The 13,658-nt window shown below is 50.1% G+C and carries 10 protein-coding genes; 4 read left to right on the forward strand and 6 right to left on the reverse strand.

Going from position 1 to position 13,658, the window contains the following annotated elements:
- Nucleotides 1–469: 469 nt before the first annotated feature.
- Together ABC395_RS13205 and ABC395_RS13210 are read right to left on the reverse strand one after the other, a co-directional pair.
- Complete coding sequence (locus ABC395_RS13205; protein ID WP_413003675.1) at nt 470–1,195, reverse strand: glycosyltransferase family 2 protein; 726 nt, start codon at nt 1,193–1,195, stop codon at nt 470–472.
- Between the two features lie 522 nt (nt 1,196–1,717).
- Nucleotides 1,718–2,398: a TetR/AcrR family transcriptional regulator gene (locus ABC395_RS13210; RefSeq protein WP_413003677.1), complete on the reverse strand. Its 681-nt coding sequence runs from the start codon at nt 2,396–2,398 to the stop codon at nt 1,718–1,720.
- Nucleotides 2,399–2,537: 139 nt separating this feature from the next.
- On the opposite strand from ABC395_RS13210, the gene ABC395_RS13215 reads away from it, so the two are divergent.
- Complete coding sequence (locus tag ABC395_RS13215; RefSeq protein ID WP_413003680.1) at nt 2,538–3,890, forward strand: MATE family efflux transporter; 1,353 nt, start codon at nt 2,538–2,540, stop codon at nt 3,888–3,890.
- 153 nt (nt 3,891–4,043) lie between these two features.
- Here the strand turns inward: ABC395_RS13215 and ABC395_RS13220 are convergent, their stop codons facing one another.
- The gene (locus ABC395_RS13220; protein WP_413003682.1) at nt 4,044–4,625 is read right to left on the reverse strand and encodes a TetR/AcrR family transcriptional regulator; all 582 of its coding nucleotides are present in this window, start codon (nt 4,623–4,625) and stop codon (nt 4,044–4,046) included.
- 400 nt (nt 4,626–5,025) lie between these two features.
- Here ABC395_RS13220 and ABC395_RS13225 point away from each other — a divergent pair, with 400 nt between their 5' ends.
- The gene (locus ABC395_RS13225; RefSeq protein ID WP_413003684.1) at nt 5,026–5,994 is read left to right on the forward strand and encodes an ABC transporter substrate-binding protein; all 969 of its coding nucleotides are present in this window, start codon (nt 5,026–5,028) and stop codon (nt 5,992–5,994) included.
- A 182-nt stretch (nt 5,995–6,176) separates the two neighbouring features.
- On the opposite strand, the gene ABC395_RS13230 is transcribed toward ABC395_RS13225, so the two are convergent.
- The gene (locus ABC395_RS13230) at nt 6,177–6,761 is read right to left on the reverse strand and encodes a TetR/AcrR family transcriptional regulator (protein ID WP_413003685.1); all 585 of its coding nucleotides are present in this window, start codon (nt 6,759–6,761) and stop codon (nt 6,177–6,179) included.
- Between the two features lie 171 nt (nt 6,762–6,932).
- Here ABC395_RS13230 and ABC395_RS13235 point away from each other — a divergent pair, with 171 nt between their 5' ends.
- Together ABC395_RS13235 and ABC395_RS13240 are read left to right on the forward strand one after the other, a co-directional pair.
- Entirely contained in the window at nt 6,933–8,405 is a 1,473-nt protein-coding gene (locus tag ABC395_RS13235; RefSeq protein ID WP_413003687.1) for an MFS transporter, read from the forward strand.
- A 296-nt stretch (nt 8,406–8,701) separates the two neighbouring features.
- Nucleotides 8,702–10,027, forward strand: coding sequence for an erythromycin esterase family protein (locus ABC395_RS13240; protein ID WP_413003689.1), 1,326 nt, complete (start codon nt 8,702–8,704; stop codon nt 10,025–10,027).
- A 118-nt stretch (nt 10,028–10,145) separates the two neighbouring features.
- Here ABC395_RS13240 and ABC395_RS13245 read toward each other — a convergent pair whose 3' ends face one another.
- Both ABC395_RS13245 and ABC395_RS13250 read right to left on the reverse strand, forming a co-directional pair.
- Nucleotides 10,146–10,808, reverse strand: coding sequence for a nitroreductase family protein (locus ABC395_RS13245; protein WP_413003691.1), 663 nt, complete (start codon nt 10,806–10,808; stop codon nt 10,146–10,148).
- A 368-nt stretch (nt 10,809–11,176) separates the two neighbouring features.
- Nucleotides 11,177–13,432, reverse strand: coding sequence for a N,N-dimethylformamidase beta subunit family domain-containing protein (locus ABC395_RS13250; RefSeq protein ID WP_413003692.1), 2,256 nt, complete (start codon nt 13,430–13,432; stop codon nt 11,177–11,179).
- Nucleotides 13,433–13,658 lie beyond the last annotated feature (226 nt).

Genomic DNA, 13,658 nt, shown 5'->3' on the forward strand with positions numbered 1-13,658 from the left:
TTGAAGCGAAATAATTCCTTTTATTTCTTGTAACCTACCCTAATAGTATTGCTTAATGTTTACTTTCGATAGGGTAATAATCTTACAATGGAGGGGGAAATTCTTTTATTTTTTAACTTATTTTGGTTAATTCTACCAAATATTAAGAGCCTTTTGTAAAAAAGCATTTCCGCTCTTGCTTGCAAACAGTAGCTTGAGAAACAAATACAAATTAAAAATATTAACTTTGTAACGAAGGGATTGGCGGCAGTAGCGGAGCGCTTTTTTGCGGTCATAACGGTTCAAATAGCTGAGCGTATAATATTTGCCTGCGATACCGATGTCAATGTAAGAAAGCTGTTTCGCTTTATTGCGGACGGAATCGGACCGAGCGACTAAATTCCGGATATGCTCGCGCACCTGGATGGATTTAAAGCTAAGTTCCTCGATTTTTTTATATAGGTCCTCGTTGAGATGAATCGTATCGGGATCAAGCTGCCAGCGGTCGCAGAAGAAGTAGAGGCTGTCGGGTGACTCCCGGTAGACGGAATGAGGTTTGGTTTGGAGGGCGATTCTGTATTTGTCGAAAAAGCGGAGCAGATAGGTCGTATCTTCCCCCAGATGAAAATGTTCGTTGATCAGGCCGACTTCGGCCAGCAGTTCCCCGGCGGAATACCATCGTGTTCAGTTGAAAAAAATTGCGCGTATGCGATAAAAACGCTTCGAACAACCCCTCCTCAAAAACGATCGTTTCCCCTTCATTCCATGTTTCGAACGTTGTTCGCATCGAATGCAGCAAATACCGCTCCATCTTATTGTCGAAGTTATAGGAAATCATATCCCCGTGTTGTTCCACCCATAGCGCAAAGCTGATATCCGCTTTCGTGAGCGCATGCGTCCGCATGCTGTCGGTCAAATGGCATGGAAACCATTCGTCATCGGAATCAAGAAACGCCACATATTCGCCTTGCGCTTCCAGCATTCCCGTGTTTCGCGCGCCGCCCGGTCCCTTTTCACGTTCATTGCTCACATAGCGGATTCGTTCATCTTTGCGCATCCAGTCGCGGATCGCCTCTTCCGTATGATCCGTGCTTCGGTCGTCAACGACGATGAGCTCCCAGTTGGCGTAAGACTGGCGTATGATGGATTCGATCGCGCCGGAAATGATTTGCGCTCGATTGTACGTCGGCATCACAATGCTTATCAACGGCTCCATTCGCTTCACTCCCAATTTTACAAAATATAGGACTTAAACCATCGTCAGTGTAATTGCGTAGGGGGGAACCCGTCAAGTGCAAAAAGCGTGCGGCGTTTTAAACACGTCCTGGTTATGAGTCAAAACGGTACCTGTTCCCCACATGGAAATGCCAAATTGCTCGCAATTCCGAAACGCTAAAGGTACGATGCGTCATTTACGCATAACGCCACAGTTCCGCGTTGCTTTGGTCATCCTGTTCATCGGTTCATCGGTTCGCAGCAACCAGGGTGATCAGAATCGACCGCCCTCTACAAGGTAAACTAAAACTCCATACATAAGCATGGAGTTTTGGTTGATTCTTTTATACGGTTCGCGTTATCTATAATGGCTGGTCTTAGCGCCACCCATTGAGGTTGCAGAAGTAAACGAAAATACTTAGTTCTGCCTTGTTCATAAATACAAGTAAATTACGTTTACAAGTACAAATGAATATTACCTGTATTGAAAACGTCAAACGATGACCGGATGGCGTGTTACCCCCTACTTCTCCTGCTCCTTTATCACTTGCTCAATCCCCAGCAGAATCAGCTTCAGTCCGAACTCAAACGCCTCGTCGGTTCCCATCAGCTCGAACAGCCCGTTAGTGAACATCTTCCGGAACAGTCCCGCATCATTCTCGCCCAAGGAGTCCAGAAGGCGAATCATCTCATCACCGGGTAGTGTTTCCTTGCCCTTAAAGATAGCGGAGACATTGCGCTCATGCTGATAATGGTCCAGAACAAAATAAAAGACATAGTTCACAAGCGTAGTCACCACTTGCATTTTCTGCTCTTGCTCAAGTGGCGTCGATTCCACGCAGAGCAGCATCCGGTTGGTGAACCGGATGATGTCCGGTTCGTGGGGCAGCGTCATCATCATGAGCTGGGTGGAGCATGGATAACGGCTGAGTACGTTTCGTACCGTCACCGCAAGCTCCGTCAACTGCTCCTTCCAGTTCCCATCGGAGTGAAACTCCTCCAGAATCATTTTCGATACGTGGTTGGCCAGACGCTGATAAAGATTCTGCTTGTTCTTGAAGTACCAGTACAAAGAAGGGGCCTGAATCCCCAATCGGTCGGCCAATCGTCTCATGCTGAATTTCTCGATTCCCTCTTCTGCGAGAATCTCCCACGAGGCTTCCAAAATTTTAACCTCAGAAATCTGAGGCTGCTGTTTTTTCATCTCTATCCGCCCTTTTACCTAACAGTGTAAGTTTATGCTTTACAGGTCCATAGGTTCATGATATCATCTAACACTGTAAGGCACAAACTAACACTGTTAGATTGCATTCCAAAATATGATAAAGAAAGTAGTGACCCGCATGGATGCAGAAAACCTCCATTACTTTGAAAAAGCACCAATCGCTAAAGCCGTAGCTCACTTCGCTGTACCGATGATGCTAGGCACGTCAATGAGTGTCATCTATTCCATCTTGAATGCCTATTTCCTCGGTACACTGGGCAATACGGCCATGCTGACCGCACTTGCACTAACCTTGCCGTTATTCGCGGCGATTATGGCGCTAGGCAACTTGATCGGTATGGGCAGCGGTACTTTCATTTCTCGTTTACTGGGAGAGAAAAAAATTGAGGATGTAAAGCATCTGTCTTCATTCGCCTTTTACAGCAGCCTGCTTCTCGGTCTTATCGTGATGATCGCCGGCCTCCCATTGATTGATCCAATCGTTCATGCCTTGGGGGCAACGCCGGACTCCTTCGAATTCACGAAGGACTATGTCACGGTTATGCTTATGGGTTCACCGTTCGTCGTATTATTCTTCACGCTGGAGAATATCGTTCGTTCGGAGGGAGCAGCCGTCACATCAATGATCGGGATGGTTCTCAGTGTGGCCGTAAATATTATTCTCGATGCGTTAGTCATCTTCGTGTTTCATTGGGACGTGATCGGCGTTGCGTCGGCTACGGTTATTTCTAACTTGGTTGCAAGTGCTTTCTACGCTTTCCATATAAAAAACAAGAGTCAATTCCTAACGATCTCTGTAAAATGGTTTAAGGTAACCAAAGACATTCTGAGCAATGTATTCAAAATCGGAGTCCCTGTGTTTATTATGAGTATCTTTTTGGGTGCCATGTCGCTTATCTTTAACCATTTCCTTGTCGAGTATGGGGATCAGTCCGTAGCGGCTTACGGAATTTCATCGCGTTTGTTACAATTTCCGGAGTTTATTTTGATGGGCTTATGCGAGGGAGTCGTGCCGCTTATTGCCTTCTCGTTTACAGCGAATAAATTACGCATGAAGCACACCATTGGCTTTACGATCAAAGTGATTGTGGCGTTAGCTGTCGTGTTCGGCATCATCGTCTATCTCATTTCCGGCCACTTGATCGGTTTATTTACGAATGACCCGCAATTAATTGAAACGGGCAGCTATATTCTACATGTGACGTTCTTATCCTTGTTCATTACGGGAATGACCACATTGTTTACGGGAATTTTCCAAGCGACAGCGCAAGGAACCGCCGCGTTTATTATGTCGGTTATTCAAGGAATTACTCTCATTCCAGTGCTCTATATCGCCAATCGAATGAACGGTTTCCACGGGGTCGTCTGGTCGCTCGTCATTGCGGATGCCGTCGCGTTCCTTGTTGGTACCATCATGCTGTATGTTTTGCGGAACAAATTGCAGCCGGATTTGGATCATTTAGTACAGTAGAAGCATATTTCACGCATAAAGACAGGATAAGGGCACTCCCCGATCTTGTCTCTTTTATGTAAATGGACCTTCTGAAAAGGGAGCCGTTAGCACGGTATCCGACGATTTGAAGAGCGGGCTTCTCATTTCCTACCGATCAGAACTGCTTTGGCTTTATAAGTACGCCCGGATCGAAGCGGTCAAATCGCTAACCATCCTTCCGATTTGTTCCGGCGTCAGATGGAAATCATTCAAAGTCCATTCGATCAGCATCATATGCACGATGGAGGATAGCGATTTTCCCGCATACAGCCTGTGTATAGGAGCCGCTCCCTCCCCGTTTCCGCCCGGCTCATTTGTTCTGCCCGCGAGCAGCCCGTCGAAATAGTCACAAATGCTTTTATAAATGAGCTGCCTGATCTTGCGGTCTTTGGTCAGAATACTATGGATTAAGGCGGCAGGAGCATTGCGTTTCCAATTGCGGAAAAGCAGGACGAACATGTCTTCGTCGAATGAGGTCTTCATACCGGCACCCACATCGTGCCACATTCCTTTCATAAATCCGTTCAAATAGTTGAGCAGGATAACGTCTTTATCTTGAAAATTGCGATAAACGGTTTGTCGTGCAAGCCCGGCTCTATCCGCGATCTCGGTTATCGATATGTGTGAATACTCTTTTTTTTCCATAAGTTGAAACAAGGCCGTTTGAATCCATTCCTGCGATCGCAGAGCAAGTTTGCCTGACTGCGCGTTCATGTGTGCCACATCCTCTGTCGTGTAAATTCCTATCCTTCATTCAACCGCTGCTGCAAGAATGCTTTGAGCGCAGCCGATCCAACTATACCATATGCTGCATTTGTACCATGAAAGCTTGTTCAAAAAACTATCGAACCGTGAATAATTTTATAGAAAAACGGCTGAGGGTTCAAAGTGTGACACATTCTCTTATGTGTCCATTTTTGTTCTCATTTCCCCGGCAAGCATTGCAACCAAAAAGATTTTATATTAAGGTAAACAAGGACAACACGTGTTACATCTGTAACGTTTCTGTTTTTCAGAGAGACGCATCATTCAAATCAAGGGAGTCTTTTGTAAACTTTCATTGAGAATGATAATCATTTTTACAAATAAGAAAAAACGAAAAGGGGTATTATTGTTGGGAACATCAAAAAAATGGATGGCGCTGCCTCTCCTCCTCCTCATGTCCTTACTATTCGCAGCCTGCGCCAAACCGAACGCCCCCCAGCCGACGGAAGGGAAAGGCAGCGAAGCTCCGGTCCGCACGATTAAACATGCTATGGGCGAAACGCCCATTACCGGAACGCCGCAGCGAGTCGTCGTATTGACGAACCAGGGTACCGAATCTTTGTTGGAACTTGGCATTAAACCGGTCGCTGCGGTAAAGTCGTGGATTGGCGAGCCCTGGTTTGATCATATCAAAGATAAGATGGACGGCGTGAAAGTTGTCGGCGACGAGACGCAGCCTAATCTGGAGCTTATAGCCAGCTTGAAACCGGATCTTATTTTAGGAACCAAGGTCCGCCACGAAAAAATATATACGCAGTTATCCGCTATTGCCCCAACCGTCTTTACGGAGAATCTCGGCGATAGCATGATTGAAAACTTCGAGCTGTACGCGAAGGCGCTGAACAAAGAAGCGGAAGGCAAAACGGCTCTGGATAACTACAACAAGACTATCGGACAAACGAAGGCGGCCCTGGGCGATAAAACGAAAATGCGTGTTTCGCTGGCCCGGTTCCAGCCCGGAAAAGTGCGCGTTTATTACAAAAACAATTTTGCCGGCGTCGTTTTTGAACAACTGGGTTTTGCCCGCCCGGACGCTCAAAACAAAAATGAGTTCACCGCCGATCTTACAACGGAGCAAATGAACGTGCTTGATGGCGATGTCCTCTTCTATTTCACTTCTGACCGCAACGGTGAAACCGGTGCCTCCAAAACGGCGGATGAATGGCTGAAAAGCCCGCTTGGACAAAGTCTGAACGTTGTAAAAAAACAACGGATTTTCAATGTGAATGAAGCGGTATGGAATACATCGGGCGGTATCATCGCGGCGAAGCTGCTGGTTGAGGACATCAAAGCCCGGTTCGAGACGCTGAGCTTGTAGGCGTCCCTGCTTCCGGCACCGGTTAATAATAGCTTCCGCTTCTTATTATAAGGGCGGAAGCTATTTTGTTTTAAAAAAAGCAGCTCGCTCCTCATTCGAGGGCGGGCTGCTTTTGCTTTCGAATTCAATTCCGGGTATAGTTCTTCAACCGCTAGCGACTACGGTACAATGAATCCCCTCCGTTACCCGCGATCGTTGCCTGGAGTGAGCTGCTTTTCCAGGAGCAGCTCCGCAGCCTTCCGGAAATATTCCGGATCAGAATCGGACGTATCCAAGTAACTCTTCATGACGAATCCGTCATACAACATCCTCAGTTGAACAGTCAGCTCCTCGGGGTGCCGTGCCCCGCCTTCCTCCGCAAGCTCGAGAACCCGGGACCAGAAGCTCCTTTGGATGTCCAGTAATTTAACGTGGGCGGGGTGATCCGGATCCGGGAATTCAACCGCCGCGTTCAAAAACGGGCACCCCCGGTAATCCGGCGTCCTCATCTGTTCGGTCACATCGCGAATGAGGACGCCGAGTTGTTCCTTCGGGGAGCTTGGGTACATCTGCCTCAGCTTTTCCAGTTTTTCTACTTTTAGTTCATCCCTGGATTCGAGATAAGCAACCGCCAAATCGTCTTTTGTCGCGAAACTTCGATAAAAACTTGCCTTGGCAACGCCGGATTCTTTGATAATCCGGTCAATGCCGACCGCCCGAATTCCTTCCATGTAAAACAACTCGGAGGCGACCCGCAGTATACGATCTCTGGCCGATTCTTTTTTCATTTTCGTCCCCCGTCTCTATTGGTTTGCAAAAGGCTTAGAAAAAAAGTATATTGACATGAGACAGATCTGTCTGTATCATTTCAACATAAAGAGACAGACCTGTCTCCTCCATTATATGAAAGCCTCTCGCCTCCTGTCAATCGAGCGAGTAGTGCGAAAGGGGAATTCTGTATGCCCAACACGCTTCCGGACGCTTCCGGCCAGGTGGTCCGGACTCGCGATTCCGTCTCCAAAGGAGACGGACGCAGATCGCGTCTGATGCTGCCCGCTCTGCTTTTGCCGGTATTTATGGCAGTGTCGAACGTGTTCATCGTGAACGTAGCTACGCCTTCGATCCAGAAAGGGCTCGGAGCCAGTTTCGCCGATGTACAATTCATGCTGACCGGGTATACTCTTACGTTCGCCGTTCTGCTGATTATCGGCGCCCGGCTGGGTGACCGGTATGGACGCCGGAAAATGCTCTTCATCGGAGTGGCTTTATTCACGGTCGCTTCTCTGGTATGCGGCTTATCTGCACACGTCACTATGCTTATTGCGTCGCGCGTCCTTCAAGGCGTCGGCGCCGCTCTGTTTATGCCGCAGGTTTTATCCCTCATTCAAGCGAATTATACTCCGGAACGTCGAGGTGCGGTCTTCGGCATGTATGGAGCGACCCAGGGAATCGCCGCGACAGCCGGGCAGATCATCGGCGGGCTGCTTCTCCGCATGAATTTGTGGGATCTGGATTGGAGAGCGGTGTTCCTGATCAGCGTCCTGCTCGGGGCTCTGATATTAGCCTTGATTCCGTTTATTCCGGAGTCCGGCTCACAGGATCGTGCCCGGCTGGATTGGATCGGAGCCGCACTCGCCGCGGCCGGCCTGCTGATGCTCGTGTATCCGCTCGTGCAGGGACAGCGTACGGGATGGCCCGCCGGCCTCGTTGTCAGTTTGCTCTTGTCTGCGCCTATGTTGGTTTTGTTCGCCTGGTACGAACGGAGACTACTGCGCCGCGGCCGGCTCCCGTTTATGAATGTCGATCTCTTCAAACACAAGGTGTTTGCGCTCGGTATTATCGTTGTGCTTCTGTTAATGTCGTCGCAGGGGGCCTTCTTCCTTGTCTCCGCCTACATGCTTCAGCTTGGTCTTCATTTCACGGCTCTGCAGGCAGGTCTTGTAATCGGTTTGATGGGAATCGGGTATTTCCTCGCCTCGCTGTTCTCTTCCCGAGTCGCCGCAAAGTTTGGAGCCCATGTGCTGACCCTCGGTTCCATCTTGACGACAGCAGGCTACCTGCTGCTTAGCTGGGCGGTCCGAACGACCGGGGGTTCATCCGATATCGGCATATGGCTCCCGGCTCTGGCCGTGCTCGGCATCGGTCAAGGTTTCGTCGCCGCGCCGCTGACTAATATCGTTTTGGCGAAAATCCGCCCGGCGGACATCGGCTCCGCATCCGGTGTCATGACTACCAGCATACAGATCGCCTCTACGATCGGAATCGCTCTGATCGGGACTGTTTGGCTTAGCGCTCTTGAAGCCTATAACGGCTCTGTCTCTGCTTATTCCGGCGCGTATAACATTTGTCTGTATGTGCTGGCCGCCGCCACGGCGCTCATCCTTCCGCTGGCATTCAAGCTGGCGGAGCGAAACGGAACCCGCCGAGTATGAAAATAAACGCGGTCCCCATGATAATACGGCTAGGCCACTGAAGAATTTGATTCACCTTGCCATCAGTTGTGGCGAATGAAGATTGCAAAAAAGGACATCCGCTTTAGATTTCAGCGAGCGGATGCCCTTTTATTTTTTAATAACTGCCCCACCTTATTCCGTAGATCCGTGGTTTTTTTGCCGCTGCTTGCTTGCGTAAGGGTCATTTCGGCCTCGATATTCGCGAACCGTTTGCGGTTAATGATTAGCTAAATCGGAAATAATTCACTCATACCGACAATTGGAGGAACTGCCGGATGAATTCCAACAATCGAACAACCGGGCAAAATGCCTATTTGAAAGAGCTGAACGCCTTGTTTATCCCCTTGGACGAAATGGATAACCTGGACCGGGCGATTGAAGCCATCGGAAACGCGGATATTGTGCTGCTCGGCGAAGCGAGCCATGGGACATCTGATTTTTACCGGGTGCGGGCCGAGCTTTCGAAGAGGCTGATTACAAGCAAAGGCTTCAACATCATCGGTGTCGAAGGAGACTGGCCCGCGGCTTACCGGTTGAACCGGTATGTCAAAGGAATGGCGGGAGCTGATTCCTCGGCGGCCGAGGCGCTGGGCGATTTTACCCGGTGGCCGGCCTGGATGTGGGCGAATACGGATATTCGGGATTTCGCGGAATGGCTCAAGGCGCATAATACGGCAAATCACGGAGGCGGCAGCGGTCGGCAGAAGGCCGGTTTTTACGGCATAGACATGTATTCGCTGTGGGAATCGATGGAGGCCATTATCGGCTATCTGGAAAAGACCGGGTCTCCCCAGCTGGAACAGGCCCGCCGGACCTTCGCCTGTTTCGATCCCTACAGTAAGGACCATCAGACGTATGGCATTGCGGCGGGCTTGCTCTCGGAGAGCTGCGAAGATGAAGTGGTTGAACTGCTCAAGCAGATGCAGAGCCGGCGCATCGCACATCCGGACAACGAAGAAGAATTGAATGCGGAGGTGAATATGCTGGTCACTTCCAGCTCGGAAGCCTATTATCGGACGATGGTCCGGGGCGGACCGAAGTCCTGGAATGTGAGGGACCGGCATATGGTTGAATCGCTGAAACGGATTATGGCCTATTACGGGTCCTCCGCCAAAGCCATCGTCTGGGAGCATAACACGCATATCGGGGATGCGCGGGCAACGGATATGACGCAGGAGGGCATGGTCAACGTAGGACAGCTCCTGCGGGAAGATCCGGAACACCGCGTGTTCGCCGTCGGTTTCGGCACTTATCAGGGCGAGGTGCTGGCCGGAAGTTCCTGGGGAGCCCCGGTGGAGAAAATGACTGTACCGCCCGGACAACCTGGAAGCTGGGAAGAATATATGCACCTCGCCGGAAGCGGACGGGACGGCATGGTTCTACTCTCCGAGGCCTCCTCCGTGCTCCAGAAGACCATTGGCCACCGCGCCATCGGAGTGGTGTACAATCCGAATCAGGAGCGATTCGGAAATTATGTGCCATCCAGCATGAAGGACCGTTATGATGCGTTTATTCATCTCGATCGGACTACCGCTCTTCAGCCCCTGCCTGCCCTTCAACCGGCCTCCGCATTCGAGGACGAAGCAATTTCAATAAAATAAGGAAAAGGCTCGAGTCGGAACCTCTCGTTTCGATCTCGATCTGCAGCTTTCTGCCTGATAAACCAAAAAGACGCCGGGATCCCATTGAATCCGCGGGCGTCTTTTCGTTGTGGACTATTTATGCCTTGGGCATTTCATTGTAGAAAGTGACATCCTCAATCGGCAATCTTACCGTCGGATGTCCCGGTTTCGCCGCTTTGCCGATGGCGATAAGCATAACAGGAGCGTACCGCTCTGAAATATTGAATGCTTCCATAAACTTGGCCTCGTCATAACCGGCCATCGGGACCGTATCGTAGCCTTTGGCACGGGCTACAAGCATGAGCTGCATGGATACCAAACCGCCGTCAATAGAAACAATCCGGCGAATTCTTTCCGCTGGCATGCTTTTGAACATTCCTTCGTAGCGTTCCACAAACGATTTAGCCGTCTCTGCAGGCATGTAACCCGCATCAGCCGTCATTCCGTAAATTTTTTCGGCCAATTTGTAGCTCTCCAGATCTCCTAAGACCGCAATCACGGCTGAAGCCTCGATCACTTGCTGCTGACTATACGCGATGGGAAGCAGCATTTGCTTTAGCTCCGGCGAGTCGATCACGAGGAACCTCCACGGCTGCAAATTGGCCGCTGAAGGAGCCAGCGTTGTTTGCTGCAAGATTTCGTTCATTTCCTCCCGCGAAATCTTGACATCGGGATCATAGCTGCGGACAGACCGGCGATCCTGAATAACATTGAAAAATTGCTGCTGCTCCACCGTTAAAGATGTTTGTAAAATGGACATAGCTCTCTCCTCCTTAATAATTACGGCGCTCCTATCAGGCACCGTATATCTCAAAATAAGCGGCCGAACAACTAACTGAAACATATATGATTACAGTATATAACGTTCACGATGTCTTTGCAATCCTAGAATGGAAATTTTTACTTGCTTCGCTGGAACTGCCGTATGCAGCCTTGGCAGTTGAAAGTCTCCTCTGCACCTTTCGCATCTTGCTTTCAGCTTCCTATCTGATTGCAGGCTCTCGTATAATCCGACTGAACTCTTCCTGGTTACTGCCATGCAATGTTAATGCTGTGTCTCTGCTAAACATAAAAACCGAGGGAGCTCTTCCCTCGGCTTTGTACGTGCTCGTTTCAGTTTTTATACGATTACAGCAGCAGCTTGCTCAGTACGTTGTCGCTGATACGGACTACGTTGTTGTTGTAATTGTTCCAGCCCAGGCTGCCGGCCCAGTTAATCGAACCGACAGAGAACACGGCGCCTCCGCCATGAATATCAAAATAAGTCATGTCCGCCCGCACGAGCGGATTTGCGGTGCCTCCCTGACCCGGCGCAGTGTGAAGCAGATCTTCATGCACGAATTGGTAATTATCGTCATGACCGGTCGATGTCGCCAGACGCAGCGTGTGCGGGGGTGTCCCCAAACTCAGATCGTAACGGTCGATTTCATCGCCGGCGGCTCCTCCGGCAGCATGGCCGAAATTACCAATAAGCTCATTGTCGCCGATTCCGTCAAAAATAAATGCGGCTTCCGGTTTGAAGCTGTCATCTAACCGCCGGAAGCCGGTAGCGGATCCGCCGCCCAAAGCGCTTGTTCCTACACCGACAACACGCTGGGGCACATAACCATGATGACGCCATAGTCCGCCGGACTCTCCCGTCGTACTATGGAACAGTTCGCCCGGAGGAGAGTCCGAAGCGCGTGAACCGGAGTTGCCGCGCCTTACTTCTAATAAGGACGGGCGGTCCGGATCGAGGCTCGTCACCCAATAAAACCCGTTCCCGCCTAAATACATCACACGCCCGCCGCTCGCTAAATATTGCTCCAGAGCCTTCATCATCGGTCTTGTCCAGTATTCGGGATGGCTGCCGGTGATCAGCACTTTGTAAGGGGACAGTAGATCAACTCCCTCATGGTGCAAATCCTCGTCCGTAGCAACGTCGTAGCTCTGACCCCGTTTCTCCAGCCATCCTGTAATGTACAGATCGGCGGAAAAATGCCGTACGGCCCGCCAATTACGGTAGTGAGGCCGGATATTCAAAAGCGGCCGCAGACGGGAGGAGAATTGAACGCCGCTCCCATCGTTATGCAGGTCGTAGATGGAGTTGCCCAGCTCCGGATGCTCATCCAAATAAACGTCTTGGGAAGGAAGAACGTAGTCCTCTCCCAGATAGTCTTTGGCAAATTTAAACAGACGCTCGTTTCCGTAAGCCACATAAGTATTAGTCGGCGCAAGAAACAACACGGGTGCATTTGCAGTTCCTTGAAGAGGACGTACAAAGAAAGGAATAAAGTCTACGCTGCCTTCCGCTTCAAGTTTGAGCGCGTAGATTCCACTGGGCAGATCGTCCGGGATTTTCCAGAAAAAATCAATCTCCCACCCGGCATCGACAAGATCGTTATCATGAAAATGAACAGCCGCATATTGTTCGGGCGCTTGCCGGTAATCGAGCTGTTCCCCGTTCCAGTTATGACTGGTTACCGCCCTTGTGCCTCCCTGGTGCAGAGTGCCGTGATAGCCGCCTGCCGACAGGTCCTTAAGGCATGTAGATGCAATATCGGCGCTGAAATCGTAATCCGCCAAAGGAGCGGCGCCAATTCCTTTTGTGCCAAGCAGCACGTCCGGTATCAACTCTTCGGTCAGAAGCTCTCCCCAGAACCGGGGATTGCCGATTTTACCGTTGTAGTGATGAATGGTGCGTCCCGCAGAGGCAGGATCGGAATCCGCAGCGAGCAGGACGCGCGATAAGGAAACATTGCTGTAATCCAAATTTGCGGTAGCGGTATGAAACTGCAGGCCGTTATCCGACCTCCAACCGTCCCGGTCTTTGACGCGAAGTTTGGCTTCCTGTGTGCTTACAGCATACTGAAGGACTACGGAATACCATCTATTTTTCTTAAGCGGGATATCGGTGCGGATTGTAACGGATTGCCCGCAGCCGCCGGTTAGGGATAACGCGAGACGTCCATCGGTTTCCAGTGCCAGGGCAGCACCGGATACGCCATCCGCAGAGCGTGCGGACCAGACGGTTTGAATATTGTCATAGACGGGAACCGTCGGGTAAATCCACAACTGAACCGAGAATTCGCCGCTCTGCATCCAATTTTCCGGCAGAGGCAGCTCGGCGTAAGAACCTGGAGCCGTGATTTGCCGTCGCCCGGGATATTCACCCGCACAATCCGCCGTCACCGGTTCCGTCGGCAAAAAAACCGAGTTGTCCGGATCAGGCATTCCTTCGCTTAAACGCACAACACTAGCCGTATATACCGAGCTTCCGGTATCAATCATAAAGTCCAGATCTTGACCGGGCTGGACGCTGAATTCACTCGCATACCCGACGATAGTCACGGGATTTGGCGCCTGCGGATCGGTCACATTCGTTTTCACATCTTCTTTAGACATTCTTACATTCCTCCCGTAGTTCAAAGTTTTTCTTTGTACAACGTGAATCGGTTCTGTTATGCCTGCCTTGAGTAAGATGAGAACGAAACCTTAGTTCCTTCCTCTTATACCGCATACAAGTTTGTGAAAGTTTGCCGCCAGGTGTATGAGATATAATAGAAGTATAACATGTTAAAAATAAGGAAAATAGGTAAATATTGTGTATAATAAACTGTTCTGAATATAG

The organism is Paenibacillus canaveralius, assembly GCF_047238265.1.
Lineage (GTDB): Bacteria > Bacillota > Bacilli > Paenibacillales > NBRC-103111 > Paenibacillus_F.

Bases quoted from the DNA above. Each gene is read 5' to 3' on its own strand.
- ABC395_RS13235 (WP_413003687.1), top strand. From the start codon at position 6,933: ATGCCCAACACGCTTCCGGACGCTTCCGGCCAGGTGGTCCGGACTCGC.
- ABC395_RS13230 (WP_413003685.1), bottom strand. From the start codon at position 6,761: ATGAAAAAAGAATCGGCCAGAGATCGTATACTGCGGGTCGCCTCCGAG.
- ABC395_RS13240 (WP_413003689.1), top strand. From the start codon at position 8,702: ATGAATTCCAACAATCGAACAACCGGGCAAAATGCCTATTTGAAAGAG.
- ABC395_RS13250 (WP_413003692.1), bottom strand. From the start codon at position 13,432: ATGTCTAAAGAAGATGTGAAAACGAATGTGACCGATCCGCAGGCGCCA.
- ABC395_RS13205 (WP_413003675.1), bottom strand. From the start codon at position 1,195: ATGGAGCCGTTGATAAGCATTGTGATGCCGACGTACAATCGAGCGCAA.
- ABC395_RS13245 (WP_413003691.1), bottom strand. From the start codon at position 10,808: ATGTCCATTTTACAAACATCTTTAACGGTGGAGCAGCAGCAATTTTTC.
- ABC395_RS13210 (WP_413003677.1), bottom strand. From the start codon at position 2,398: ATGAAAAAACAGCAGCCTCAGATTTCTGAGGTTAAAATTTTGGAAGCC.
- ABC395_RS13220 (WP_413003682.1), bottom strand. From the start codon at position 4,625: ATGAACGCGCAGTCAGGCAAACTTGCTCTGCGATCGCAGGAATGGATT.
- ABC395_RS13215 (WP_413003680.1), top strand. From the start codon at position 2,538: ATGGATGCAGAAAACCTCCATTACTTTGAAAAAGCACCAATCGCTAAA.